27 protein-coding genes are annotated in these 25,454 nt (G+C 34.3%); 10 read left to right on the top strand and 17 right to left on the bottom strand.

The annotated features are described in order from the left end of the window. Nucleotides 1-129 precede the first annotated feature (129 nt). Entirely contained in the window at nt 130-3,009 is a 2,880-nt protein-coding gene (gene leuS / locus RT250_RS05530) for a leucine--tRNA ligase (protein ID WP_313112866.1), read from the bottom strand. Between the two features lie 153 nt (nt 3,010-3,162). Between leuS and RT250_RS05525 the strand changes: the two genes are divergently transcribed. The 6 genes from RT250_RS05525 to RT250_RS05500 all read left to right on the top strand — a co-directional run bounded on the left by RT250_RS05525 (nt 3,163) and on the right by RT250_RS05500 (nt 7,241). Further along, nucleotides 3,163-4,041 (top strand): cell division protein FtsX, encoded by an 879-nt coding sequence (locus RT250_RS05525; RefSeq protein WP_313113060.1) that lies wholly within the window; start codon nt 3,163-3,165, stop codon nt 4,039-4,041. A 29-nt stretch (nt 4,042-4,070) separates the two neighbouring features. Continuing rightward, entirely contained in the window at nt 4,071-4,334 is a 264-nt protein-coding gene (locus RT250_RS05520) for a DUF3098 domain-containing protein (RefSeq protein ID WP_271393426.1), read from the top strand. Next, nucleotides 4,334-5,128, top strand: a complete 795-nt coding sequence (locus RT250_RS05515; protein ID WP_313112863.1) for an undecaprenyl-diphosphate phosphatase — start codon at nt 4,334-4,336, stop codon at nt 5,126-5,128. Before RT250_RS05520 ends, RT250_RS05515 begins: the two co-directional genes overlap by 1 nt. Then, complete coding sequence (gene truB / locus RT250_RS05510; protein WP_313112861.1) at nt 5,129-5,818, top strand: tRNA pseudouridine(55) synthase TruB; 690 nt, start codon at nt 5,129-5,131, stop codon at nt 5,816-5,818. Nucleotides 5,819-5,889: 71 nt separating this feature from the next. Next, nucleotides 5,890-6,618, top strand: a complete 729-nt coding sequence (locus RT250_RS05505) for a hypothetical protein (RefSeq protein WP_313112860.1) — start codon at nt 5,890-5,892, stop codon at nt 6,616-6,618. 53 nt (nt 6,619-6,671) lie between these two features. After that, nucleotides 6,672-7,241: a DNA-3-methyladenine glycosylase I gene (locus RT250_RS05500; RefSeq protein WP_313112858.1), complete on the top strand. Its 570-nt coding sequence runs from the start codon at nt 6,672-6,674 to the stop codon at nt 7,239-7,241. Nucleotides 7,242-7,245: 4 nt separating this feature from the next. Here RT250_RS05500 and RT250_RS05495 read toward each other — a convergent pair whose 3' ends face one another. From RT250_RS05495 to RT250_RS05480, 4 genes are all read right to left on the bottom strand, one after another. Then, on the bottom strand, nt 7,246-7,503 hold the full coding sequence (locus tag RT250_RS05495; RefSeq protein WP_313112857.1) for a hypothetical protein: 258 nt from the start codon (nt 7,501-7,503) through the stop codon (nt 7,246-7,248). A 217-nt stretch (nt 7,504-7,720) separates the two neighbouring features. After that, the gene (gene aat / locus RT250_RS05490) at nt 7,721-8,365 is read right to left on the bottom strand and encodes a leucyl/phenylalanyl-tRNA--protein transferase (RefSeq protein WP_313112856.1); all 645 of its coding nucleotides are present in this window, start codon (nt 8,363-8,365) and stop codon (nt 7,721-7,723) included. Between the two features lie 95 nt (nt 8,366-8,460). Continuing rightward, the gene (locus RT250_RS05485; protein WP_313112855.1) at nt 8,461-8,838 is read right to left on the bottom strand and encodes a DUF3127 domain-containing protein; all 378 of its coding nucleotides are present in this window, start codon (nt 8,836-8,838) and stop codon (nt 8,461-8,463) included. Nucleotides 8,839-8,909: 71 nt separating this feature from the next. Next, nucleotides 8,910-9,788 (bottom strand): flavin reductase family protein, encoded by an 879-nt coding sequence (locus tag RT250_RS05480; protein ID WP_313112853.1) that lies wholly within the window; start codon nt 9,786-9,788, stop codon nt 8,910-8,912. Between the two features lie 97 nt (nt 9,789-9,885). Between RT250_RS05480 and RT250_RS05475 the strand changes: the two genes are divergently transcribed. Both RT250_RS05475 and RT250_RS05470 read left to right on the top strand, forming a co-directional pair. After that, nucleotides 9,886-11,037 carry a sensor histidine kinase gene (locus tag RT250_RS05475; RefSeq protein WP_313112851.1) on the top strand — a complete coding sequence of 384 codons (1,152 nt, stop codon included), beginning with the start codon at nt 9,886-9,888 and terminating at the stop codon, nt 11,035-11,037. Nucleotide 11,038: 1 nt separating this feature from the next. Further along, on the top strand, nt 11,039-11,389 hold the full coding sequence (locus RT250_RS05470; RefSeq protein WP_313112850.1) for a hypothetical protein: 351 nt from the start codon (nt 11,039-11,041) through the stop codon (nt 11,387-11,389). Here RT250_RS05470 and RT250_RS05465 read toward each other — a convergent pair. Both RT250_RS05465 and greA read right to left on the bottom strand, forming a co-directional pair. Next, nucleotides 11,384-11,779: an HIT family protein gene (locus tag RT250_RS05465; protein ID WP_313112848.1), complete on the bottom strand. Its 396-nt coding sequence runs from the start codon at nt 11,777-11,779 to the stop codon at nt 11,384-11,386. The two genes, RT250_RS05470 and RT250_RS05465, sit on opposite strands and share 6 nt — an antisense overlap. Nucleotides 11,780-11,781: 2 nt before the next feature. Further along, the gene (greA, locus tag RT250_RS05460; protein ID WP_313112846.1) at nt 11,782-12,258 is read right to left on the bottom strand and encodes a transcription elongation factor GreA; all 477 of its coding nucleotides are present in this window, start codon (nt 12,256-12,258) and stop codon (nt 11,782-11,784) included. Between the two features lie 189 nt (nt 12,259-12,447). On the opposite strand from greA, the gene RT250_RS05455 reads away from it, so the two are divergent. Then, a complete protein-coding gene (locus RT250_RS05455) occupies nt 12,448-12,882 on the top strand; it encodes a hypothetical protein (RefSeq protein ID WP_313112845.1) in 435 nt (144 codons plus the stop codon). Between the two features lie 81 nt (nt 12,883-12,963). Here the strand turns inward: RT250_RS05455 and RT250_RS05450 are convergent, their stop codons facing one another. After that, entirely contained in the window at nt 12,964-15,351 is a 2,388-nt protein-coding gene (locus RT250_RS05450; protein ID WP_313112843.1) for a TonB-dependent receptor, read from the bottom strand. A 511-nt stretch (nt 15,352-15,862) separates the two neighbouring features. On the opposite strand from RT250_RS05450, the gene RT250_RS05445 reads away from it, so the two are divergent. Continuing rightward, a complete protein-coding gene (locus tag RT250_RS05445) occupies nt 15,863-18,364 on the top strand; it encodes a hybrid sensor histidine kinase/response regulator (RefSeq protein ID WP_313112841.1) in 2,502 nt (833 codons plus the stop codon). A 2-nt stretch (nt 18,365-18,366) separates the two neighbouring features. Here RT250_RS05445 and RT250_RS05440 read toward each other — a convergent pair whose 3' ends face one another. The 9 genes from RT250_RS05440 to RT250_RS05400 form a co-directional block, all read right to left on the bottom strand. Continuing rightward, entirely contained in the window at nt 18,367-19,725 is a 1,359-nt protein-coding gene (locus tag RT250_RS05440; protein WP_313112840.1) for a sigma-54-dependent transcriptional regulator, read from the bottom strand. A 125-nt stretch (nt 19,726-19,850) separates the two neighbouring features. Then, a complete protein-coding gene (locus tag RT250_RS05435; protein WP_313112838.1) occupies nt 19,851-20,231 on the bottom strand; it encodes a hypothetical protein in 381 nt (126 codons plus the stop codon). 205 nt (nt 20,232-20,436) lie between these two features. Further along, complete coding sequence (gene arfB / locus RT250_RS05430; RefSeq protein ID WP_313112836.1) at nt 20,437-20,841, bottom strand: alternative ribosome rescue aminoacyl-tRNA hydrolase ArfB; 405 nt, start codon at nt 20,839-20,841, stop codon at nt 20,437-20,439. Continuing rightward, nucleotides 20,838-22,364 (bottom strand): DUF4301 family protein, encoded by a 1,527-nt coding sequence (locus RT250_RS05425; RefSeq protein ID WP_313112835.1) that lies wholly within the window; start codon nt 22,362-22,364, stop codon nt 20,838-20,840. The genes arfB and RT250_RS05425 overlap by 4 nt, the downstream gene beginning before the upstream one ends. Nucleotides 22,365-22,457: 93 nt before the next feature. Continuing rightward, complete coding sequence (locus RT250_RS05420) at nt 22,458-22,988, bottom strand: AAA family ATPase (RefSeq protein ID WP_313112833.1); 531 nt, start codon at nt 22,986-22,988, stop codon at nt 22,458-22,460. Further along, nucleotides 22,985-23,623 carry a nicotinamide riboside transporter PnuC gene (pnuC, locus tag RT250_RS05415; protein WP_313112831.1) on the bottom strand — a complete coding sequence of 213 codons (639 nt, stop codon included), beginning with the start codon at nt 23,621-23,623 and terminating at the stop codon, nt 22,985-22,987. The genes RT250_RS05420 and pnuC overlap by 4 nt, the downstream gene beginning before the upstream one ends. Further along, nucleotides 23,607-23,867, bottom strand: a complete 261-nt coding sequence (locus RT250_RS05410) for a thiamine-binding protein (protein ID WP_313112829.1) — start codon at nt 23,865-23,867, stop codon at nt 23,607-23,609. The genes pnuC and RT250_RS05410 overlap by 17 nt, the downstream gene beginning before the upstream one ends. 118 nt (nt 23,868-23,985) lie before the next feature. Next, nucleotides 23,986-24,726 carry a phosphoglycerol geranylgeranyltransferase gene (locus RT250_RS05405; protein ID WP_313112827.1) on the bottom strand — a complete coding sequence of 247 codons (741 nt, stop codon included), beginning with the start codon at nt 24,724-24,726 and terminating at the stop codon, nt 23,986-23,988. 3 nt (nt 24,727-24,729) lie between these two features. Beyond that, nucleotides 24,730-25,365, bottom strand: a complete 636-nt coding sequence (locus RT250_RS05400; protein WP_313112826.1) for a 4'-phosphopantetheinyl transferase superfamily protein — start codon at nt 25,363-25,365, stop codon at nt 24,730-24,732. Nucleotides 25,366-25,454: the final 89 nt, after the last annotated feature.

Here is a 25,454-nt window from a genome sequence, read left to right as displayed (position 1 = left end):
AATTTTAATGTTTTAGGTTTGTTTGTTTCTTTTTCTATAACGTTAATAACTTGTGCTTTGTAAATCTACTTCGTAATTCTACAAGACACAAAGTTTACAAAAACAATATATCAAAAAACGTGCAAAAATTTATCCTACAATATTTACAATTTTTCCAGGTACAATTATCACCTTTTTAGGTGTACGACCCTCTAAATATTGAGCTGTTTTCTCGTGTGACATTACGGCAGATTCTATTTCGTCTTTGGTTAGATCTAAGGAAAGTTCTAAGGTAAAGCGCATTTTCCCATTAAATGATATAGGATACTCTTTACTACTTTCAACCAAATGTTTTTCATCAAACCTTGGGAATGATGCTGTAGCAATACTTTCAGAATGGCCTAATTTACTCCAAAGCTCTTCTGCAATATGCGGTGCATAAGGTGAAATTAGAATAGCGAGAGGCTCTAAAACTTCTCTAGAATTACATTTCTGTGCCGAAAGCTCATTTACCGCAATCATAAAAGATGAAACTGAAGTATTAAAACTAAAGTTCTCGATATCCTCCTCTACTTTCTTAATTGTTTTATGCAACGTTTTCATACTGTCTTTTGACGCCGCATCTTCAGAAACATTAAAGCTTTCATCTGCGCCAGAGTGATACAACTTCCACAATTTTTTAAGGAAACCGTGTACTCCTGTTATTCCCGCAGTATTCCATGGTTTTGCTTGTTCCAGCGGCCCAAGAAACATTTCGTACATCCTTAATGTATCAGCTCCGTACTGCTCGCAAATATCATCGGGATTAACAACATTGAACTTAGACTTAGACATTTTCTCTACCTCGCGAGAAGCTTTGAAAGTTCCATCTTCTTCAGTAATAAATTCTGCGTTTTTAAACTCTTCCCGCCAATTTTTAAAAGCAGAAATATTCACTTCGTTTTGAATGTTTACTAGAGAGACATCTGCATGAATTGGCTGTGTTACATAATCCTTTACCAAGGAAGCAGTAACAAATTTGTTTTCTCCTTCAATTCTATGAACAAACGCACTTTCACCCAAAATCATTCCTTGGTTGATAAGCTTTTTAAACGGTTCTTCTACAGGCACCAATCCGCGATCACTCATAAACTTCACCCAAAAACGGCTGTATAATAAATGTCCTGTTGCGTGTTCGCTACCACCTATATACAAGTCTACATTTTCCCAGTAGTCCATAGCTTCTTTAGAAGCGAAAACTTTGTTGCGTTTGGCATCTTCCATATAACGGAAGAAGTACCAGCTACTCCCTGCCCAACCTGGCATGGTATTCAACTCTAGTGGAAAAATAGTTTTATTATCTACAAGTTTATTACTAACCACAGTATTGTTTTCTGTATCCCAAGCCCAATTCTCTGCACGGCCTAATGGCGGCTCGCCTTCTTCGGTTGGCAAGTATTTTTCAACTTCAGGAAGGTGCAGCGGTAAACATTCAGTTGGTACTGCTTGTGGCATTCCATCTTTGTAGAAAATTGGAAATGGCTCTCCCCAGTATCTTTGTCGGCTAAAAACTGCATCGCGTAAACGGTAGTTTATTTTACCTTCACCTACTCCTTTTTCTTCTAAAGCAGCGATGATTTTTTCTGTTGCCTGCTTATAATTTAAATCGTTTAAGAAATCACTATTTGTGATAACTGTATTTTCTTTATCGGAATACGCTTCCTCTGAAATATCTACTCCTTTAAAAATATTTGGAATCGGTAAGTTGAAGTGTTTTGCGAAATCATAATCACGTTGGTCTCCACAAGGAACACTCATTACAGCACCAGTGCCATATCCAGCCAATACATAATCCCCAATCCAAATAGGAATTGCCTCCCCTGAGAATGGATGTTCGGCATAAGCTCCTGTAAAAACTCCTGTGATGGTTTTAACATCTGCCATACGCTCGCGCTCACTGCGTTTTGCGGTAACAGCTATGTAATTTTCAACTGCTTCTTTTTGTTCGGCTGTGGTAATTTTTGAAACTAATTCGTGTTCAGGTGCCAATACCATAAAGCTCACACCAAAAATTGTATCTGGACGGGTTGTGAACACTGAGATTTCAATTGGCGATTTTTCTTCTAACGCTGAATTTAGAACTCTAAACTTAACAGAAGCTCCTTTGCTTCTTCCTATCCAATTGGTTTGAGAATCTTTTAGAGGCTGTGGCCAATCGATATCCTTAAGACCGTCTAATAAACGTTGTGCATATGCAGTAATTCGCATACTCCACTGCTTCATCTTTTTTCGGACTACAGGATAACCTCCGCGTTCAGAAACACCATTTACAATTTCGTCGTTCGCCAAAACGGTTCCAAGCTCTGGACACCAGTTTACTTCTGTTTCAGCTAGATATGTAAGCCTATATTTTAAAAGGATTTCCTGTTTCTTAGTTTCAGAAAACTCTTCCCATTGGTGTGAGGTAAAAACCTCAACATCTTCGTCACAAACTGCATTTATATTCCTGTTTCCTTCAGCAGAAAAAATACCTATTAATTCTTCGATAGCACGTGCTTTGTCCACGTCGTTATCATACCAACTTTCAAAAAGTTGTAAGAAAATCCATTGAGTCCATCTGTAATATTCAGGGTTGGAAGTACGAACTTCACGACTCCAATCGAATGAAAAGCCAATTCTATCTAATTGTTTGCGATAGCCTTCAATTTCATTTCCATTTTTATCAACTCCACCTTCAATATTCACTTGGGTGGTTTCTGCTGGATGTTGCCCTGTTTGAATTGCATACTGTTCTGCCGGCAATCCGAAAGAATCATAACCCATCGGGTGCAAGACATTAAAACCTTGATGACGCTTAAATCTTGAGTAAACATCACTAGCAATATAACCAAGTGGATGTCCTACGTGCAGTCCTGCTCCAGAAGGATAAGGAAACATATCCAAAACGTAGTATTTTGGCTTTCCACTGCTATTTTCAGCTTTAAAAGTTTGGTTTTTGGCCCAATATTCTTGCCATTTTGCTTCTATTTCGTTGAAGTGATATTTGCTCATTCTATTAGTTTCAAGTAAAAAAACAGCCCCTTGTATATGTTCAGGAGATTGGGCACAAATTTACTGCTATTGTACGAAAGTCAAAACTTTAAACGTTGTTTAGTGCAAGATGCAAAATTACTTGTATTTTTACGGCAAAATTCTACAAACCCTATGAGTGCTTCTTTTGAAAAATATCAAAAACGCAGATTGATTTCTTCCTACTTTTCAGTAGTAATCAGTATATCACTAGTGCTATTTCTATTGGGATTACTGGGATTGTTAGTTTTAAATTCTAAAAAAGTAGCAGACTACTTTAAAGAACAAATTGCAATTACTGTTTTCCTTAAAGACAGCGCCAAAGAAGTTGAAATCACCCAGCTCAAACAAAGTTTGGCATTAGCAGAATACACCAAAAGCGCTGAATTTGTTTCAAAAGAAGACGCTGCTAAGGAGCACCAAGAGACTTTAGGAGAGAATTTTATAGAATATTTAGGCGAAAACCCACTTCAAAATAGTATTGACGTTTACATTTTAGCCGATTACGTAACGCCACAAAAAATGGAAGAAATCACTACAGAGCTGAAAGAAAAAGGTTTTGTAGACGATGTTATATACGACAAGCCTTTAATTGCCCAACTTACCGACAACGTAAAACGCATAAGCTTTTGGATTTTAGTGATTAGCGGTATTTTTACATTTATAGCTGTATTATTAATAAACAGCAGCATTCGTCTTAGTATTTACGCAAAGAGGTTTACAATTAAAACAATGCAGATGGTAGGTGCTACCAAAAAGTTTATTCGCAAGCCGTTTGTATGGAAAAGCGTTAGACTAGGGGTAATAGGCGCTATTGTTGCTATGATTGGTATGGGATTGGTGCTGTATTACTTAAACGAAAGCTTCCCACAACTTCAATTATTAGGCGATAAAATTATGCTAGCAGGTTTATTTGTCTTCATCTTTTTGATGGGGGTTATAATTACATGGATAAGCACGTTTATTGCTACACAACGATTCTTAAACCTAAGAACTGACGATTTGTATTACTAGTGATGCGTAAAAATTAAAAATTTTTAAAAATGGGAGAGAAAAAAAATAAAGAAAGGTTTAAGCCAGACTTTGTGTTTGAAAGTAAAAACTACAAGTTTATGCTTATTGGCATTGCATTTATCGCATTGGGATTTATTTTAATGACTGGCGGTGGAAGTGATGACCCAAATGTTTTTAATCCCGAAATTTATAATTGGAGAAGAATCCGTTTAGCTCCTGCCTTAGTTCTAATAGGGTTTGCTATTGAAGTTTACGCCATATTATTAAAACCTGATAACAAAGAACAGAATTAGTGGATTATCTAGACGCAATTATTCTTGGAGCTATCCAAGGATTTACTGAATTTTTACCAGTTTCTTCAAGTGGCCATCTTGAATTAGGAAAAGCAATATTAGGAGATACATCAGTTCCAGAAGAAAGTTTACTTTTTACTGTAATTCTTCACTTCGCTACGGCTTTAAGCACCATTGTAGTGTTTAGAAAAGATATTATTGAAATTTTTTCAGGACTGTTTAGGTTTCAATGGAACGAAGAAACTCAATTTGTAACAAAAATTGTTCTTTCAATGATTCCAGCCGTTGTAATCGGTCTGCTTTTTGAAAAAGAATTAGAGTCATTTTTTGGCGGAAGTATTGCTTTTGTAGGAGCTATGCTAATTGTTACAGCAGTACTTTTGTGGTTTGCCGATCTTGCTAAAAACACTGGAAAACCTGTAACATTCAAAGACTCAGTTATTATTGGGGTTGCTCAAGCAATTGCTATGCTACCCGGTATATCTCGAAGTGGGGCTACAATTTCTACTTCAGTATTATTAGGAAACGACAAATCTAAAGCTGCTAGATTTTCATTTTTAATGGTTGTTCCATTAATTTTTGGAAAAATTGCAAAGGATCTACTAAGCGGTGATATTACAACGCAAAGCACTAATTTTGGAACTTTAAGCGTCGGATTTATTGCAGCGTTTATCTGCGGACTTATAGCTTGTACTTGGATGATTTCCTTAGTTAAAAAGAGTAAACTACGTTATTTTTCAATCTACTGTGTGATAGTTGGTATTATTGCAATAGTAACCAGCTTATACATATAAATGACAGGAGAAGACTATAAAGAAGGCCAAGTAATATTAATCGACAAACCACTAGAATGGACATCATTTCAGGCGGTAAACAAAGTGCGTTGGTTAATTAAAAAATCTTTTGGATTTAAGAAAATTAAAGTCGGTCACGCCGGTACTTTAGACCCATTAGCAACTGGTCTTTTAATAATTTGTTCGGGAAAGTTTACAAAGAAAATCGACACTTTTCAAGCTCAGGAAAAAGAGTACACAGGGACTTTCACTCTTGGAGCTACTACACCTAGCTACGACCTAGAAACTGAAATTGATCAGCGTTTTGATATTTCCGAAATCACTTCAGAACAAATACACAAGGCGACTAGACAATTTATAGGTGAAATTCAACAACAACCTCCAGTATTTTCAGCGTTGAAAAAAGACGGAAAACGCCTATATGAATTTGCTAGAAATGGCGAAGAAGTTGAAATTCCCTTTAGAAAAATAACTATTTCAGAGTTTGAAATAACAAGAATTGACCTTCCAAATGTAGACTTTAGAGTGGTTTGTAGTAAAGGCACTTACATCCGGTCTCTAGCTTACGATTTTGGCAAGGCTCTTAACAATGGTGCTCATCTATCTGCATTGCGCAGAACAAAGATTGGTGATTTTTCCGTAGCGAACGCCATTGGCATCTCAGACTTCGAAGCGTCGCTTCCAAGTTAAAATATTTCTAATAGCGCCCTAATTTTCAAGTGTTTTGTGGAATTTTGTATAAAATTTCAGTACTTGCATAAATGAATTTTAATTATTCATATAAAGCTTTTTTAATAACTTCACTTCTTACAGGAAGTCTTGTGCTATTCTTATTTAGCATAAAACTTTCAAAGCAAAAGGAAGAACTCAACTATGATACCTATGAGGTTGAAATGGCAGATGAGGTATTGCCTGAAGAAAAAGAAGAGAAAATCGCGCAGTTGACTCCAGAAGTTAGTAGAATTGAAACAAACAAAGCTTTTAATGAGGCAGAACAATATAAAACTTCTTTTGAAAGTGAAGATCGAGAATTAACTGAAACAACCGAAGGCAAGCTTCAGGAAATGCAAGAAGCCTTGGAGAGTTCTAAAAATAGTTTGAACGGAAATATTTCAACTAAAGTTTCTAAACCTGATAGAGAGAAAAAAACAAAGTTTTCAAATACCGACACTAATGATAAAGGTGAGGCTGTTGTAAAAGGTGGAAATAGAAATACAACCATTAGTTATCGATTAGTAAACCGTCAGGATATAGATTTACCAAATCCTGTTTATACTTGTTATGGCTATGGAAAGGTGGTGATAAATATTGAGGTAAATAATCTTGGGAAAGTTGTAAAAAACTCTTACAACAAATCGGCATCAACAACTTCCAACCAATGTTTAATAGATGCCGCCCTTGATTATTCAAAGCAAGCTCGTTTTACAACCGATGCTTCAAAAGAAAAACAATTGGGTACAATAACTTTCAATTTCCCAGGGCAACAATAATTTGTATACTTAACCAAGTTGTAGTGGGTAGTATCCATCTAAAGAATAAACTTATGGATAGTAATAAAATACGCTGTGCATGGTGCGGCACCGATCCGCTGTATATAAAATATCACGACGAAGAATGGGGAGTGGCAGTTAAGGATGACAAAATACTGTTTGAATTTCTTATTCTTGAGAGCTTTCAAGCGGGATTAAGTTGGATTACCATTCTTCGAAAAAGAGAAAATTTCAGGATGGCTTTTGATAATTTCGATTACAAGAAAATAGCCAAATACGATCAGAATAAAATTGATAAATTACTTCAAAACAGTGGGATTATTCGAAATAAATTGAAGGTAAATTCTTCTGTATCCAACGCCAAGGCTTTTATGAAAATTCAAAATGAATTTGGAAGCTTCAGCAATTATATTTGGAGGTTTATTGACAATACACCTATTAAAAACAGTTGGAAAAATCATAAAGAGGTTCCGGCAACCACTCCAATAAGTGATACTATAAGTAAAGATTTAAAGAAAAGAGGTTTTAAATTTATGGGTAGTACTGTTGTTTATGCATATATGCAAGCGGTAGGAATGGTAAACGATCATATAACTGATTGCTTCCGTTATCAACAAGTTTAATTTTCTAATAAATATTCTTCTTAGACTTCATTAATTCTGCTGCAGCAACTGCTTTCAGAGCTTGACGATAATGTGAATCTAAATTAGGATCTGTGTTTTTCTCAACAGAAAATAGTTTCTGAAACCAAGTAATTGCTTTAGAATATTCGCTATTATAATAATAAGCTATTGCTAAGTGCTTATATATAAACGGTGTTCCGTACCCTTCGCGCACTACCTGCTCATAAACTCTTACTATATCAATATCCTTGTTTACATCCATAACTCTAGTATTCTTTTGAGAATAAGAGCTAATCGAGACACAGCTAACTAAAAGAAAAATAAAAAATGTTTGCTTTAAAATCATTGAAGATGTGGGGAATGTAATTGGTAACAAATAATCTTATATAAAATGATAATAGTTTAGATTATTTTTCTACAAAAAACTGAAAATAAAGCAATTAACCCACGTCATTGATTTATTTAACAAAAAAAACCATTTACTTAGATTCAAGTGTTTTTAAAAAATCGGCTCTCTTCATCTCTTCTGCACCTAATCTTTCTAGGTGTTCATTATAAATTTGGCAGTCGATTAACTTATAATCTTTCGATTTTACAAACTCACAAAGGTGATAAAAAGCCACTTTTGAAGCATCGCTTACTAGGCTAAACATACTTTCGCCACAAAACACCTTCTTATTTGGAAGGTCTATTCCGTATAGGCCACCCACTAGCCTATTGTCTTCCCAAACCTCAACAGAAACAGCGTAACCAGCATTGTGCAACGCTATATATGCTTGCTGCATCTCTTTGGTTATCCAAGTACCATTTTGACCCTTCCGTGGAACAGAAGCGCAGTATGAGATAACAGATTTAAAATCTTTATTGAAAGTAATTGTAAACTTATTGTCTCTAATGATTTTCCTCAGGCTTTTAGACACTTTAAACTTATTTGGCATTAGAACCATTCTTGGATTTGGACTCCACCAAAGCACTGGTTGTCCATCTTCATACCAAGGGAAAATACCAGAATTATATGCTAGTAATAATCGTTCGACAGAAAGATCACCACCAATAGCAAGAAGCCCATCCAGCGTTGCTTCTTCAATATTTGGAAACCAAAGTTTTTCAGTTAAGAAATGCATTGTTCAAAATTGCTAATTATGTTTCATAAAAAACCTCGAAACGTTTAGTACGCATCGAGGTTTATATGTTTTATACTATTTCTTAAATAAGTATTCTAAAAAGGAAGATCGTCGTGATCTTCTTCTTTAAAGTTGTTTGCAGGCTCAAAAGCATCTGCAGGTGGCATTGGAGGCATTCCTGAGTTATCAGGTGCTTGTGATAAATTCTCAATTCTCCAACCTTGAATACTATTAAAATACTTAGTTTCCCCTTGAGGATTTACCCATTCACGACCACGAATATTGATACTAACTTTAACATCTTGTCCAACTTTGTATGCATTTAGCAAATCGGTTTTGTCTTGAACAAATTCAATCATTATAGTCTGCGGATACTGTTCCTCAGTTGTAATCACCATTTCACGCTTTCTAAACCCATTGCTTCCAAAGGTTTTTGTTTCGTCTATTAATTTTATCTTTCCTTGTAATTCCATCCGTAATTATGTTACTGTGTTATTGGTATTTCTTATTTCTAATGCTTTTCTTTTTTACAAAAAAGCAATTTTTATGCCTGATTTCCTAGTAAAATTTTCCAAGCTTCGTTTACTTTCCCTTTCTTTAGGTACTCTTGAGCTCTTTTATGAGTTGCCTCAATATTATTTAAAGAAATTAATTCTTTTAATTCTTTTGAAGATTCTATAAAAGTACGAATTTCTTCTGAATTTGGAAAACTTTCAACATTCCCCAACACCCCTAAGTCATTGCCAGTTAACACTTTACTATTTCTAATTGCATCAGGAAGTTTATCCACTCCTATTCCTAAGGTTCTCAAAGGTTTTGGCACTTCAAAGAGTCCGTTTTTAGCGCGACTGTACCAGTTTCCGCCAAGTCGAGAAACCGTATCAATCTTAAATGGATCGATAGCACCATCGTCGTCAAGAATGTTTTCTTTAATATGAATTTTAACAACTTCACAGATAACCAAGTTACCAGCTCCTCCTTCTTTTCCTAGTGAAATTACATCGTTTACTTTACACTCTAATTGCACCGGCGCTTCAGCAACCCGAGGTGGTGTTATTAAATCTGAAGCTTCTTCGGTGAATCCGGCTTTGATAAATTCGTTAACACCTTTGTCGTACTCTGTAGAAGAAAGTGACATCTGTTGCACCATTTCATAACTTACAATGTTTACAACCACTTCTGGCACTTCTAAAACATTTTCGTAAGTGTGTTTTGTGGTATTATCACGCCCTCTTCTTGCCGGTGAAAACACTAAGATAGGTGGTTTGGCACTAAAAACATTAAAAAAACTAAATGGCGAAAGATTTACATTTCCTTCGCTATCGATTGTACTCGCAAAACATATTGGCCTTGGAGACACAGCCCCTAAAAGGTAGCCGTGTAATTTTGCTGTAGATAATTCATGTGGTTCTAAAGAAATCATAGAGTGCAAAGGTATCAAAGATTATAGCTTGTAAAAACTTGATTGCACAATAATATCAACATATTTGCTTTATATTTATTCAGGTAAAAATTTCTTTATGCTTCAGAAAAAAACGTTTTCACGTTGGGCTTTTATTATTGCTTCAATTTTTATAGTGGGGCTTATTTTATGGAACACCTTTATTTTCTTTAATCAATTAAAAGAAAATGAGCGAGCCAAAATGGAAATATGGGCTGCTGCCTATAATGATTTCCTGCAAAACAACAGTCTCGATACTCCTGTTGGAGATGTAATCCTTACGATTATTCAAGGAAATGTTACTACTCCAATGATATTATATACTCATAAAGAAGATATATATACCGATAGAAATATTGATACAAACGATATAAATACGCGAGAGAAAAAAGAAAAGTTAATCAAGCAGTTCTCTTCGGAATACACTCCAATAGAAATTCGAAATGAAAATAATCTACTTGCCACAATTTATTACGGTAACTCACCAGTTATTAATAAGTTGAAGTATTATCCGGCATTTTTAATTTTAATAATTTTTCTTTTCATTTTAGCAATTTACCTATTCTACAAAACATCTAAATCTGCCGAACAAAATAGGCTGTGGGCTGGAATGGCAAAGGAAACAGCACACCAAATAGGCACCCCGCTTTCATCTTTGGTAGGGTGGACTGAAATTTTAAAAACTGAAAATGTAAATCCTGAGTATATTACTGAAATGGAAAAAGATGTTTCAAGGCTTGAAAAGATAACAGATAGATTTTCAAAAATTGGTTCTGTTCCAAAGTTGGAAAAACACGATTTAGTTGAAGAAACAAGAACAACATTTGAATATTTACAAAAGCGGTCTTCAAAGCTCATAGAGTTTCAGCTGGATATTCCTGAAGATCCAATTTATGTTCAGATGAATCCACAACTATACAGTTGGACCATTGAGAATTTAGTTAAAAATGGAATTGATGCTATGCGTGGAAAAGGGAAAATAAGTATTTCGATAGCGCAAAACTCAAGATTTGCTTATGTACATATTTCCGATACAGGAAAAGGACTTACCAAAAGTGAATTTAGAAAAATATTCACCCCTGGACATACCACTAAAAAACGCGGTTGGGGCTTGGGATTATCACTTGCAAAACGTATAATTGAGGAATATCACAAAGGAAAAATTCGTGTGTTGAAAAGTGTTCCTAACGAAGGAACTACTATGGAAATAGCTCTTAAAACTAACCTTTAAAATGTCGACAAAAACTCATACGTTGCATACTGCAAGATCTAAAAACAACTGCCCAAACTGTTTTGGGACAGACGGTCTTGAATTTACATTTTTTCAAGATGAAATAGAAACGCTGTTTTATAAAAAGCCTGTACAACAACAAATGGACGAAAAACTCTATTGTCATACTTGTACTACCATAATTTATCCAGTAAATTGGACTGAAGATATTGAGCGGGTTTATGAATACAACAAAAAAATAGCGGAAACCAATAAACATAATTTACAGGTAAAACCGCTATTTTATATTGTATTAATTGTAGCAATTATTTTAATTGCCTTGAGTATTTACTTTTTGATGAAAGCTTTATGAATTTAAATTCTCAGCGATTTTAGCTGCTAATGCTTTAAACTCCTCATCCTTCATATCTATTTTTTTGGTAAATCGCATATCATCCATTTCATTTAAAGGAATAAGATGCACGTGAACATGTGGCACTTCAAGGCCAACAACTGCCATACCCACGCGTTTACAAGGAACAGATTTTTCTATAGCATGAGCAACTTTGCGAGAAAATTGCATCAATTGTAGATACATATGTTCACCCATATCGAATATTTTGTCAATTTCTTCCTTTGGCACACACAGGGTATGTCCTTTGGTGTTGGGGTTTATATCCAAAAAAGCAATAAACTTATCGTCCTCTGCTACTTTGTAAGCTGGGATTTCTCCTTCAATAATTTTTGTGAAAATTGACGCCATATTTAATCTCTTGAGATTTCTAATATATCAAATTTAAGAATTCCGTTAGGAACTTGAATTTCGGCAACTTCGCCTTGCTTCTTACCTAAAAGTCCTTTTCCGATAGGTGAATCTACTGAAATTTTTCCAGCTTTTAAATCTGCTTCACTCTGAGCCACCAATTTATAGGTCATTTCCATCCCGTTAGTTTGGTTTTTTATTTTAACAGTAGAGTGCACCAGTATTTTACTAGTATCTAATTGAGATTCATCTATCAAACGGGCATTAGCAAGAACTGCTTCAAGTTTAGAGATTTTCATCTCCAACATAGCTTGTGCCTCTTTGGCAGCATCATATTCGGCATTTTCACTTAAATCACCTTTATCACGGGCTTCAGCAATAGCATTAGAAGCTCTTGGACGCTCTACATCACGTAAGTGATCTATTTCATCTCTTAATTTTTTTAACCCTTCGGCTGTATAATAAGATACTTTACTCATAACTTCATCGTTTGTGTATGTAAAACATACATATTCTATATATATAATAAAATCCCGACACGTGCGGGACTAACTTTAATAAACTGAAAAAATCCCATGCGATGATGGGATTATATCAAACAAATATACTAAAAATTTACATCTTATGTAAATTGTTGTAATTTCGAACTTTAAATTTAATTCATTTTAATGAAAAAAACACTTTATTTACTGATAATCACGATAGTAATTGCTTCTTGTTCAAAAAGCGACGATAAACGTGAACGCAATCCTTACTTAACCGATCCCTTAGTAAGCTTAAATCTAAACTTAAACCTACCAGAATACAATCCGTTGCGTTTTCCTGGCAATTATGTAATTGTTAACCAAGGAATAAAGGGGATCGTTGTGTACTGTGTTAGCGAACAAATGTATTTAGCTTTCGACCTTACAGATCCTAACCACGCTCCTAGCAATTGTTCGCGTATGGATATAGATGGTATTACAGCTTCTTGCCCTTGTCCCAACGATGAAAACTCATACTATATTACATCAGGGAGACATATTTCAGAACCTGATTTAAAATATCCTATGCAACAATATAGCGCTGAAAGAAGTGGAAACAATGTTATTATAAATAACTAACACATTAATTTAAGCCAAGACTCTCTTACGATATTTTACAAATCAAAGACTCCGCTAGATTAGCGGAGTCTTTGATTTTATTTAGAACTTTATTGTAGCTCCTAAAAGAAAGTTTGTTGTTGCCTGCGGATAATAACCCGCACCTTCAATTGTGGTAACCGTTCCAGGATTACTAAAATCATCGTCCCAAGTGTAGAAGTAACCGTTAGACACATATTTTACATTGAAAATATTATTCACTAATCCAGAGAAAACAATTTCGTTAACCCATGGTAAGTTATCTAAAGTATAAACAATATTAAGGTCGTTAATAAAGAAACTATCCAACTTTGAAGCTTCACTATCAATATTCCCCATGTACTGCTCCCCTACAAATTTTGAAAGCAAGCCTATCTGAAAGTTTTTTGTTGGTGAATATTCAAGCATATTTCCAGCTACTACAGATGGAGAAAATGAAATATTTGTTTTTCCAAGATTAACAAGCTCCCCATCACGAGATGTAACAAAATCTACATTTTTGTTTGTACTTATAGCGATATTAGGAAGAGTTCTTAGGTTTTTCAAAAGTTGAATTTCCGCATCAACTTCAAGGCCTAAACGGTAGCTTTTCCCACTACTTGTTCTCAATGCAGCTCCTACATCATTCAATTCACCAGAAAGCACCAATTGATCTTTGTAGTGCATATAGTAAATATTTGTATTAACTTTTGTTTTGGCAGAACCAAATCTCCACCCTAACTCAAAGTCATCTAATTTTTCCGGCGTAGTAATTCCTTGTTCGTAATCATTTCTTGAAGGTTCACGATGCGCTTTACCATAAGAGAAGTAAAATTGATTTGATGGGTTTAGTTTATAAGTCAAACCAGCTTTTGGATTAAAAAAAGCGTAATCTTCATCAATCTCCATTAAAACTAAATCAGAAGTAATACCTGTAGTGTTATAGTTTAAAAATCTTCCTTGTAAATCTCCAAATACACTTAACCTATCGTTTAATCTGTAAGTAGCTTTTGAGAAAATAGTAAACTCACTCTTTTCCCCATTACTATCGTAATAACGGTCTCTAATTTCGGATGCACTAGCATATCTCGCCCAAATTACTTCTCCGTAATGATCTCCGGTATAATAGCTGTAAAAAGCACCACCCGTAAAATCTATAGTATTGTTTTTGTAATTAACAGTGGCATTGGCTGCATAATAGTGATTATCTAGCCAACGACGACGGATTACATCGGTTCTATTTATTGTGTCACCACCTACATATATAGGCTCAAATCCATAAGTTTTAAACTTTTGATCTTCTTTATATTGTTCAAAATATCCTTTTCCTCTAGTGTAGTTGAAAGATAGATTCGTACTCCAATTTTTATCATAGCGCTGATTCCATAGTAACTGATAATGATCTTGAGCGTAGTCGTCTATTTCATTATCATAGAACTGTATGTTTCCATTTTCATCGGTATACATACCTGCTGTGTTAAAGGTTCTATCATTTTTAAGCTTCTCAGGATCCTCTAGACCATTCCATGATTGATAAGTAATATTTTTCCCTCCAAAAGTTAAGGCCTTAATTAAAGTGTTGTCATCCACAAATGCAGCCTGTAGAAAATATGACTTTAGGTCTGAACTCGCTCTATCGATATAACCATCAGATTTAATTGTTGACAATCTACCCGATACTTCAAAATGGTTAGAAAGTAGGCCAGTACTAAATTTAACGTTGTGTTTATGTGTATTGTAACTTCCAAAAGAATTAGAAATTTCGCCATATGCATCACTTGATACCGCATCGCTTAACAAGTTTAAACTTGCACCAAAAGCTCCAGAGCCATTTGTAGAAGTTCCAACACCTCTTTGAAGCTGTAAACTTTGTACTGAAGATGTAAAATCTGGTAAATTAACCCAAAAAGTACCTTGACTTTCAGAATCGTTATAAGGTATTCCGTTTAGCGTAACATTTACACGAGAAGCATCACTACCTCGAACACGGATGTAAGTATACCCCACTCCTGCTCCAGCATCACTAGTTGTAACCACAGAGGGCATATAACTTAACATATAAGGGATGTCTTGTCCTAAATTTCTTTTTTCCAGTTCTTCTTTCCCAATGTTTGAGTGGGTAATTGGTGAATCGGCATCTACGCGAATAGCTTGAACCAAAACCTCATCTAACGTTTCTGTGGTTTTTACAAGAGAAATATTCAACTCCATATCACCATTTACAACGACAGATCTAGTTTCGGAGTTATAGCCTAAATGACTAAAAACAATTGATTGAACTCTTTGATTTACGGTCACACTATAGTTTCCATCAAAATCGGTAATTGTTCCGCTGTTACTCTTTAAAGTAACATTAGCTCCAGCTAAGGGTTCTCCATCAGAATTAGTTACAGTTCCAGAAATTGTATATTCCTGAGCAAATGTGATGCAACTAAATAAGGTAAATACTGAAAAAATCAATAACTTTTTCATTCGTAATAGTTTAAAGTTTACGAATAAAAGGGGCGTTATTCTTGGTTTATTAAATGGTTTTAAATAAAAAATCCCTGAAAATATCACGTCGCGTAATATTACAGGGGTATCTTATAGTTTTCCCTTAGCAGCATTACCTGCTCAGGTTCTTTGGGTATAATCTCAGCTTCTTCAAGTATAGAGTTCAAAGTTTTGAGGTTAAAGTTTTTCAACCTACCACTCATTTCTAATAACTCTTAACTAAAATCTGCACCCCTTTGAGATGTTCGGCAAAAGTACATTACTTTTAGACATAAACATAATATTTCAAAACCTTTAAAGGTTATGCCAATACAGCTAAGAGTAAAGACAATCCTTTATATATAATTTAATTGGAATGTGATTTGTAATATTTTATTAAAATATACTTGATTGTAAATGGCAGTACTAACCTTATTTTCTGAAAAGTTTTACAGCTTATTTTACCAATTCCTTAATACTTATACAATCGCATTGTAATTACATTTACACGATGGCTAATTCAAGAAATAAATTCACCCTTAAAATCATACTAAGTTACTTGGTTTTGATTGCTTTAGCAGTGCTCGTTGGATTCTTTTTATATTCTGAATTTCAAAATTACACTGCCGAAAATATTGAAAAAACAGGTGAGAAAAAATTTATTGAAACAGGAACATTAATCAATCTAGTTTACGAAACAGACGGGTTTTCGAGACTTGCGCTTCTCTCTGAAAGTGAAGAAGACTATGAAAAATACGTAGTTAAAACAGACTCACTTTTTAAAAAGATTAAAGAAATAAAATCTCTTACTGTTAATGATTTTCAGATTAAACAGTTAGACAGTGTAAAATCTCTAATTGAAGAGAAAAACAGAAATATCGAACAACTTCGAATCCTAAGACTTACAAATCAAAAGGATACTTCGCTTGATGATATAATGCGTGAAGTAAGAAAGCTCGAAGCTTCGGTTGGGTTAAATTCGGTTGAATCATTAATTAAAGACCCTTCGCAGCTAAGTAGAAATGAACGCCGTATTTGGCAGAATTATGCCGATTACCTCAATAGAGATTCCACTCGAGACACCGCCAAAGTAAGGTCTAAAACCGTTGATTCTATGCTTATAGCTTCTCGCTATATAGTGGCTGAGGCTAAAAAATTAAACTCTCGAATTCGAAAATCTTTAAATAAACAAGAAAATGAACTCATTAGGAATGACCTTAATATTTCGGAGCAACTTAGAGAGATTATAGCGAGTTTCGACCGCGAAATTTCTAAAAACAACCTCCTGGAAAAACAAAAACGCGAAGCTTCGATAAAACGAACTGGTGACATTTTGAAATTCGCTGGATTACTAGGTGGTATCGTAGTACTGCTCTTTTCTTATTTTATTCTTTCAGACTTTTTTAGAGCCGATCGATATAAAAAGAATTTAGAAGCTTCTAAAAATTATGCCGAGACTTTACTAAAAAGTCGTGAACAACTTATTTCTACTGTAAGCCACGATTTAAAAACACCGTTAAATACCATCAGTGGTTATTCAGAATTAATTGAAAATTCTTCACTTTCTGAGAAACAAAAATACTATCTATCTCAAATTACATCTAGCTCACAGTTTATCTCACAATTGGTTGATGATTTATTAGATTTCTCAAAGTTGGAAGCCGGAAAACTGCCGCTTGAGGAGGTGGCTTTTTCATTGGAAAATATAATAGAAAATGCCGCAAATGCTGTACATCAACAGCACATTGAAAAACCAGTGGAACTTAAGGTTTCAATTTCAGAATCAATCAAGAATAAGTTTTATAAGAGTGATCCACTTCGCATTAGGCAGGTTGTAAATAATCTATTAGGAAACGCTTTTAAGTTTACTGAAAAAGGAAGTGTTGAAATTCGAGTTGAAGAACTGTCAAACGTGAAAACAGGAGTTAGGAAGAAAAACGAAATTTCCAATATTCAAATTTCAGTTATCGATACTGGAATTGGTATTTCAAAAGAAAAGCAAGAGCTCATATTTAATGAATTTACCCAAGCTGAAACTGAAATAGCCCATAAATTTGGTGGAAATGGATTGGGATTAGCAATTTCTAAAAAGCTAACTGAACTTTTAGGTGGGACTTTAAAAGTAAAAAGTGTTTTAGGCAAGGGTAGTACTTTCATCTTAACGCTTCCATTGCAGCATAGCAATAGAAGTTTACCTATAAAAACCAAAAATATTGTTAGCAGTTTTAATGGTTTAAAAGCTATTATAATTGATGACGACCAAACAATGCGAGCACTTTTAAAAGAGATTTTGGAGCAGTTGAATATTAAATCAGAAACATTCAGTAGCTATGAACAACTCAAAAACGCCGATTCTGAATCTCGTGTGGATACAAACGCCAATTTTGTTCTAACCGATATTCAAATGCCAAATACAGATGGTTTTACGCTATTAAAAAACTTAAAGAAAGGGGAAGTCAAAGCTTACAATAATCAGCCAATCATAGCAATGACAGGCAGTAGAGAGCGCAATCGTGAATATTATTTAAAAGAAGGTTTTGCTGAAATGCTTGCGAAACCCTTTTCAAAAGAAGACTTAATTAATATTCTAAAACACTTATTCCCTAACCAATGGCAAGCATCAGAAGGTTCTAATGAAAGTAATACCACAAATGAAAGTTCAAAAAGTCATGATATTTATAATTTATCGTTGCTAAATTCATTTTTAAGTACACCTGAAGCCTTAGAAGAAGTTTTAAATATTTTCAATCAGCAAACTAAAACCGATTTGCAGCTTATTGATAAAGCAATTGAAGATAACGACTTCGATAAAGTTAAAGAAACTACACATAGAATGCTTACGATGACAAGACAACTTCAAGCGAAAGATGTGGTTGCTATTTTAGAAAAAATGGAAGAATACCCAGAAGTAACTACCAAAATATCAAATGATCTACAGTTAGAAATGCGAAGCGATTTTAATATGTTAGTGCAAAAGTTTGAAGTGTTACAACAAGCACTTAAGAATCGATAAGATTAAAGTTCGATATTATATAACTCTAATTTATTGTAAAGTGTTTTTCGAGTAATGTTAAGCATTTTTGCGGCCTTGGTTTTATTAAAATCAGCTTCTTTTAAAGCATTAAGAATTAATTGCTTTTCGTTGCTTTCTTTAGAAAAATCAACTTTTTCAGTCTTTTTATTTACAGAATAAATCACTTCGCGAGGTATTACCTCTAGCGGAATCAAACTTGAATTGGTTAACAATACCGAGCGCTTAATTACATTTTTTAACTCTCTTAAGTTTCCTGGCCAAGCATAGGCCTTAAAGGCCTCCTCTACTTCTTTGGACAGCCCGACTACTTCTTTCCCTAAAGATGCGTTAGCTTCGGCTAAGAAGTATTCAATAAATAAAAATAAATCTTCTTTACGTTCGTGCAACGAAGGTATATGAATTGAGAATTCGTTTAATCTATGATATAAATCTTCTCTAAATTTCCCTTCTTGAACAGCTTTTAATAAATCTTCATTAGTAGCGGAAAGAATTCGAACATCTACTTCTATTTCTGAGTTGCTACCAACTGGTTTTATTCGTCTCTCTTGTAAAGCACGCAATAACTGAATCTGGTTTTCATAAGAAAGATTTCCCACTTCATCTAAGAAAAGTGTTCCGCCATCTGCAGCTTCAAAATGACCTTTTTTATCGTTAACAGCGCCAGTAAAACTTCCTTTTATATGACCAAAAAACTCGCTTGCTGCAATTTCATTAGGAATCGCACCACAATCTACTGCCACAAATGTTTTATTTTTTCTTGAACTAAAATCGTGAATAGCCTTTGCAGCAACCTCTTTTCCTGTTCCACTTTCTCCTTGTATCAACACACACATATCTGTGGGACCGACGAGCTTAATATATTCGTTAAACTTTTTGGATGATTCACTTATCCCAACAACAAAGTTTGATTTTGCTTGAGGAGTTTCTACTTTTTTAAACTCGTTTTTACTGTCAGACTTATTTGTGTTTTCTGACATTGGTTTTAAAGTATCCTCTTCAATTATCATCAATAATTCTTCAGGGCGGAACGGTTTTGAAATATAATCTATTGCACCTTTTTTAATTGCCTTTACTGCAGTGTCAACTTCAGCATAACCGGTCATTAGAATCACTTTGGTGTTTGGAGAAATTTTTTGAGCAAATTCTAGTATGTCTAAACCAGAGTCGTCTGGAAGTTTTAAATCGGTGATTAGCAGGTTAAAATTGCCTTCAGTAATTTCTTTCCGAGCACTTTCTCCTGTTGACGAAATTGAAATTTGAAAGCCTTTACGCTCCAAAAAAGAACCAAGCATTTTTCCAAATGCTAGATCGTCTTCTACTATGTGTATTTTCTGCGCCATCGTATTATCTCAAAAGGTAAAAATAGCGACTATATAGGAGGGTAATCTCTAAAATTATCATAAAAAAAAGACGCTCTTTTAAGAGCGTCTTTTTAAAGAAGTATTGAATCTAAAATACCTGCAGCTTACTGCTTCTTTAATTCATTTTTAATCCACTCACCTTTAGCGTTTGCATATACAGTTGCCTTTTTTGCATCTGCAGTAGTAAGTTCGATTTTATAATCTCCCTTGGCATTCACATAAGCCTTAGATATAGTTGCGCCGTCAAAATCATTAGCTACGGCGTTTTGTACGGCTTCAGGTAATTCAGAAGCTTTTACTTCTTTAAAATCTTGAACAGCGTTTGCAGAAAGTTTTAGATCTTGAGCAGCTTCTACTTTTTCTTCAACCTGAGTTAAAGTAGCATACTTTTGTTCATTCATAGCAGTTACCTCTTTATCAGATTGCGCAGTTACTGCAGTTAAACCTCCTAATACTATCGCTGTACTTAAAATTAATCTTTTCATAGTTTTTGTTTTTTAATTATTATATATATCGTTTACTAAGTTTGTTTGTTGACTTGTATATAGAAAAATTAGTGCCACAGTAAGGACACTCTAGACAAAGCCCACAAACACCAACAATACAAGTGATTAGGAAATATTCAAATAAAAGATAATCGTGTAATAGGCGATACAGCCGTGTAAAAATTACACACTATATGTGTAATCTCTAATCAATCTGGGGAGGTTTTCGATTTTGCTTTTTAAACGCGTTTACTTTCTTACTTTTTAAACGTCGTTCAATGGCACTTTTAGAAGGTTTAGTTTTTTTACGTTTTTTTGCAACTTTCAAGTTTGTTTTGAGTAAATCTATTAACCTCTCTATTACAATAGCTTTATTTTTATGTTGGCTCCGTGTTTCACCACATTGTAATATGATTAAACCTTCAGTAGTAATTTTTGAAGAGAGTTTTAATCGAAGTCGTTCTTTTTCAGTTTCCGAAAGCGCTTGAGAGTTTTCTAAATCGAAAGTAACCTCAACTTTTGAAGCTGTTTTATTCACGTGTTGTCCTCCCGGACCACTACTGCGAATAGCTTTAAATGCAAGTTCCGATATTAGCGTTTCTATAATCACTTTGGTTGGTGGACTTCGTTTAAAAGATCGTTTACTGTTTTCACAGGATTAAAAGTAATAAGTGGCACCTCAACAAATACTGTATTCCAATTTGCCATTGCACCATTCCATAAACCTGGAAGTTCTAAAGCTTTTATAGACTTCCCTTGATGGGATTTAGATGAAATAAAACATGTGTCAGGGTCTGAATATTTTAACAAGTCGTACTTCTTGCCTTTGTAGTCTCGAACCCCACAAACTAAATCGACTGGATTAAAATGTGTTGCTTTATCCACCAAAGCTTTTTGTTGTGGATTATTAATATCAATCTGAGACATTTCTACAATTTGATATGATAGGTTTCCATGTTTATCTTTTATAAGAAATGGACCCCCACCTGGCGCACCGGTATTTTCAACCACGCCACAAACGCGAAGGGGACGTTCGAGAATATTTAAAAATGTTTCTTTATTAACCGAAATATTTGGAACCTTTAGTTCTTCGGAAATAAAACGTGAAATTTCTTGTAGTGTTTCATCTGAAATAGTTTTAGATTGAAGTTTTTCAACATAACCATAAATTTTATACTGAAGTGAAATTAATTTTCCGGCTAGAACTTTCTTTTGAAAAGCAATCGATTCAACATAATCTTCTGAAACTACATTGTCAATATTCTTGATAAAAATTATATCAGCATCAATGTCGTTCAAGTTTTCTAGAAGCGCTCCGTGCCCGGAAGGACGAAAAACAATATTTCCATTTTCATCTAAAAACAATTCGTTCTCGGGAGTTATAGCCACTGTATCGGTTTCGTTCTTTTGAAAAGAATACGATATATTAAATTTTATCCCAGTTTTAGCTTCTATTGAATCCTGAATTTCATTATAACGAGATTTAAACTTCTCTTGGTGTTCTTCTGAAACCGTAAAGTGCAAATTCGCAACATTATTAGACGTTGCATAGTAAGCAGCCTCATACAATTGTTCGCCAAAGGCAGTTATAAAATCTTCCCCATCTTTATGAAAAGGAATAAGCCCTTTAGGTGTATTACTAAAGTTTAATCCAGATTCTCCTAACACCTCTTGAACAAACAAATAATATCTTTTCCCTAAACTAAAGCCTTTAAAATCCGGATATTTTTCGGTTAATTTAGCTTTTACAAGGTGTGAAAAAGCAAATTTATCAGTAGAAGCAAAAAAAGTTTTTAGGTCCCTATTTTCTTCTTTTTGAACAAATTTTTCGATATCATCCTGGTCTGGATTGAAGGTTTCCAAAAACTGATGCAGAAATTTAAACATTCTTGTTGCTGCTCCAGAGGCGGGAACAAACTTCATTAAGTCGAGTTTAGCCTTGTTGACTTCAAAGAGCTGCACAAATTGATGCTGTTCTTCATCCGAAAACACTATTATCCCCTTTTTTGCTGAAGCAGGTTCTACTACATTGGCAAACGGAATTCCGTTTTTAAATATTTGAAGTTGCTCTTTTACACTACCTTCTGAAAGGCCATGGGCTTTTATTTGTTGTATATTTTTTTCTGTAAACATGGTTTGCTTTCAAATTTGATTTTTCCCCTTCTCACTTTGCGTCTTTGCTGTGGAATATTATTTACCACAGAGACAAAAATTCACAAAGATTATCTATTCCATCAATAATTTATCAATTATTTCAACTGCTTTACTAAATCGTTCTCTTTCATTCCCTTTTAATATTTTATAAGGGAAACCTTGCAATTTTAATTCAGTTTCGAAAATACTGAACATTTCCTCACGATTATTGGGTCTGTCTCTTAAAACATCTGCTTCCCAAGGAATGTCTATATAAGTTAGTAAGTAGATACTATAATTATTTTTGGTTGCTTCAGATTTTATTTCTTCTGGACAATATCCGTTATAATAATACTCTGAATACACTTTTAACTCCAACAAATTCGTATCTAAGAAAAGTAACTTGTCAGATTTTTTGGCGATTTCCTCTTCTTGATTTAATTGCCCTTTGGCTATAGGAATTAAATCCTCTTTTGTAACTAATTCACCCTGAGTTTTCCATTTTTCCTCAAGATATTCTCGCATATATTCAGGTACCCAATGCGTTTTATAATGCGCTGCCAATTGTTGTGCCAAGGTGGTTTTACCCGTAGATTCGGGACCAAATAAAACTACTTTTATCAATTGAGAAGACTTTTTTCAGGTTTGTTTAAACTTTTCTGCCAAGCGCGGTATCCATAAATAGCTACTACAGTAAACAAAAGGTATTGAAACGAACTAAATACCAATCCTTTATAAAGGTATAGCGGAATAGAAATTAAGTCTCCGACAATCCAATAAATCCAGTTTTCAAGTTTCTTTTTTGCCATTAGCCACATTCCAACAAAGAAAATTGCTGTGGTAACTATGTCAACATATGCCGTCCAACTATTCCAATTATCTGAAATTTGATAAACAGCAAACATAAATATTATGGTTGCAATAAATATAAATAATGACGTTTTATGTTCTTTCTTGGTGGTTTTGGTAATTGGCGTATAATGAGTATTATCAATTTTTCTTGTCCATATATACCAACCGTAAATACTCATAGCAAAGTAATAGGCGTTTATCATCATATCGCCTAATAGTGAATAAACCGCTAGTATATATACAAAAATTGCAGTACTTATTATTCCTGTAGGGTACACTAAAATATTATCCTGTTTTGCATACCAAACGCTTAGGAAACCAAAAATAACGGCAATAATCTCGAGTACTACTAAATGCGTAGGAACTTCTTGATATTGTGCAAAAAACCAATCAAAAATGGGGCTCATACTCGCTGCGATCAGATTTTACAATTTTTATGTAAAGCAAGCCTCTGTCAACCGCCTCCAAAGCAATTTTCATCTCTTCTTGAAGTAACTTCATCACTTCATCATACTCTCCGTAAACTTGCGTGCTTAAAGGGTTTTCGAGAACTGTAAGTCCAGAGTTTCGCAGACTTTTAATGAAATCAATTATCGCTGGTTCGTAATCGTCTTGCAGCGGACTTAAGGTTAATTCGACTGAGATTTTCATTATTATTTTTTTTTCAAAGTTACAATTATAAATAGTATTTCCTCCAACTGCGGACAGGCAGCGGCAGTTTACAGCTTTGTCCTATTGTATGTGACATTAGCACAACGAAACTAGAAATTTAGTTTTTTGAGATATTTTTTGAAGTTTGGTGCTTGAGCTTGGGAATTTCTTCAAACGCTGTCCCCATAACAACCATATCGGCTCCAGCGTAATAAGCTTCTTGTTTTTGTGTTTCGCTTCTTATACCACCACCAACAATTAACGGGATACTTATATTTTTTCTTACTTCTGAAATAATCTTTGAATTTACAACATTTTTAGCGCCACTACCTGCTTCCAAGTAGATGAGTTTAGTGCCCATATATTGTCCTGCAATTGCAGTATCAACAATCGTCTCAATTTTCTTCTGAGATAGCGGCTGAGTGTTGGTTACTTTTGATACTGCTGAATTATTACCTCCATCTATTAAAATATATCCTGTAGGAATAATCTCCAAGTCAGCATTTTTCAATTTTGAAATAGATTTTACTTGTTGCCCAATTAAATATTCTGCGTTTCTTCCTGAAAGAAGACTTAAAAATAAAAGTACATCGGCTTCGTTAGTAATTTGTGAAAAATCACCTGGAAATAGGAAGATAGGAAGTTTAGTTTTAGTTTTTATAGCTTTTACTGTTATTTCAGTATGCCCATTTTCAACTGTACTTCCACCAACAAACAGATGTGTTGCATCGTTAGGGATTTTCTGAAGGAATAAATCTGTTTCAGAAACATCAAACTTGTCTGGATCTATTAAAACTGCAAGTTGTTTTTTGCCTGCAGCAATGTTTTTTTGAAAATATTTGTAGTAAGAATCATTCATCTATTAAGCTTCAGCTTGCTGAGCATAAGCACAAGTAAAACCCTCGAACTCAAAGAAATCTACCTTATATTTCTGCTCTTTACCCTCGTAATTTACATTTGCAGTTGTATGATTTTCGTCTAAGGTAAATTCATCTACATAAATATTTTCCAAAAAGCTAACTCCTTTTTCAGCATAACTTTTATAGAGCGATTCTTTAGCACACCAAACAATAGTAAGTTTCCGCATCATTGCATCTTCATTAGCAATAGTCCTATACTCCTCAATAGGTGTAAATTTATGAGCAATTCTCAATATTTTATTTCGTTGTTTCTCAATGTCTATCCCTACTTCGTCATCACTGATTATTATTGCAGCAAAATTGAATGAATGGGTAATTGATATGTGTTTCTCATCTTTTAAATGGGGTTTTCCATTTTCGTCGTAATACAAATCAAAATCGGTATAGCCTTCCAACGCCATTAAGTGTCTAATACTCATAAAGCCACGGCGGTGCAATTCGCTTTTCATATTATTTACACGATTGGCGCAATTCTCTGTTAATTGAATTCCGTCGGAAAGAGCCTCAAGAGACTCTTCAATCTTCCAAATGAAGACTTTAGTGCTGGAATTAACTGTTATAGTTTTGTAAAGTGGCATAGACTTTTGAGGGATATTATGTATTTTTGCGTTCTGAAAATCAAAATTAAATATTAACAGATATCCGCATTAAAGGGTATAAATATAAT

Origin of the sequence: Aequorivita sediminis, assembly GCF_032080575.2 — a bacterium.
In the GTDB taxonomy this organism is placed as follows: Bacteria; Bacteroidota; Bacteroidia; order Flavobacteriales; family Flavobacteriaceae; genus Aequorivita; species Aequorivita sediminis.
The sequence above is the reverse complement of the archived record's forward strand: the minus strand, read 5'-3'. Positions and strand labels throughout refer to the sequence as shown.

What these genes read in the sequence shown, in the direction of transcription:
- leuS (WP_313112866.1), bottom strand. Translation starts at nt 3,009, where the DNA reads ATGAGCAAATATCACTTCAACGAAATAGAAGCAAAATGGCAAGAATAT.
- RT250_RS05525 (WP_313113060.1), top strand. Translation starts at nt 3,163, where the DNA reads ATGAGTGCTTCTTTTGAAAAATATCAAAAACGCAGATTGATTTCTTCC.
- RT250_RS05520 (WP_271393426.1), top strand. Translation starts at nt 4,071, where the DNA reads ATGGGAGAGAAAAAAAATAAAGAAAGGTTTAAGCCAGACTTTGTGTTT.
- truB (WP_313112861.1), top strand. Translation starts at nt 5,129, where the DNA reads ATGACAGGAGAAGACTATAAAGAAGGCCAAGTAATATTAATCGACAAA.
- RT250_RS05505 (WP_313112860.1), top strand. Translation starts at nt 5,890, where the DNA reads ATGAATTTTAATTATTCATATAAAGCTTTTTTAATAACTTCACTTCTT.
- RT250_RS05500 (WP_313112858.1), top strand. Translation starts at nt 6,672, where the DNA reads ATGGATAGTAATAAAATACGCTGTGCATGGTGCGGCACCGATCCGCTG.
- RT250_RS05495 (WP_313112857.1), bottom strand. Translation starts at nt 7,503, where the DNA reads ATGGATGTAAACAAGGATATTGATATAGTAAGAGTTTATGAGCAGGTA.
- aat (WP_313112856.1), bottom strand. Translation starts at nt 8,365, where the DNA reads ATGCATTTCTTAACTGAAAAACTTTGGTTTCCAAATATTGAAGAAGCA.
- RT250_RS05485 (WP_313112855.1), bottom strand. Translation starts at nt 8,838, where the DNA reads ATGGAATTACAAGGAAAGATAAAATTAATAGACGAAACAAAAACCTTT.
- RT250_RS05480 (WP_313112853.1), bottom strand. Translation starts at nt 9,788, where the DNA reads ATGATTTCTTTAGAACCACATGAATTATCTACAGCAAAATTACACGGC.
- RT250_RS05475 (WP_313112851.1), top strand. Translation starts at nt 9,886, where the DNA reads ATGCTTCAGAAAAAAACGTTTTCACGTTGGGCTTTTATTATTGCTTCA.
- RT250_RS05470 (WP_313112850.1), top strand. Translation starts at nt 11,039, where the DNA reads ATGTCGACAAAAACTCATACGTTGCATACTGCAAGATCTAAAAACAAC.
- RT250_RS05465 (WP_313112848.1), bottom strand. Translation starts at nt 11,779, where the DNA reads ATGGCGTCAATTTTCACAAAAATTATTGAAGGAGAAATCCCAGCTTAC.
- greA (WP_313112846.1), bottom strand. Translation starts at nt 12,258, where the DNA reads ATGAGTAAAGTATCTTATTATACAGCCGAAGGGTTAAAAAAATTAAGA.
- RT250_RS05455 (WP_313112845.1), top strand. Translation starts at nt 12,448, where the DNA reads ATGAAAAAAACACTTTATTTACTGATAATCACGATAGTAATTGCTTCT.
- RT250_RS05450 (WP_313112843.1), bottom strand. Translation starts at nt 15,351, where the DNA reads ATGAAAAAGTTATTGATTTTTTCAGTATTTACCTTATTTAGTTGCATC.
- RT250_RS05445 (WP_313112841.1), top strand. Translation starts at nt 15,863, where the DNA reads ATGGCTAATTCAAGAAATAAATTCACCCTTAAAATCATACTAAGTTAC.
- RT250_RS05440 (WP_313112840.1), bottom strand. Translation starts at nt 19,725, where the DNA reads ATGGCGCAGAAAATACACATAGTAGAAGACGATCTAGCATTTGGAAAA.
- RT250_RS05435 (WP_313112838.1), bottom strand. Translation starts at nt 20,231, where the DNA reads ATGAAAAGATTAATTTTAAGTACAGCGATAGTATTAGGAGGTTTAACT.
- RT250_RS05425 (WP_313112835.1), bottom strand. Translation starts at nt 22,364, where the DNA reads ATGTTTACAGAAAAAAATATACAACAAATAAAAGCCCATGGCCTTTCA.
- pnuC (WP_313112831.1), bottom strand. Translation starts at nt 23,623, where the DNA reads ATGAGCCCCATTTTTGATTGGTTTTTTGCACAATATCAAGAAGTTCCT.
- RT250_RS05410 (WP_313112829.1), bottom strand. Translation starts at nt 23,867, where the DNA reads ATGAAAATCTCAGTCGAATTAACCTTAAGTCCGCTGCAAGACGATTAC.
- RT250_RS05405 (WP_313112827.1), bottom strand. Translation starts at nt 24,726, where the DNA reads ATGAATGATTCTTACTACAAATATTTTCAAAAAAACATTGCTGCAGGC.
- RT250_RS05400 (WP_313112826.1), bottom strand. Translation starts at nt 25,365, where the DNA reads ATGCCACTTTACAAAACTATAACAGTTAATTCCAGCACTAAAGTCTTC.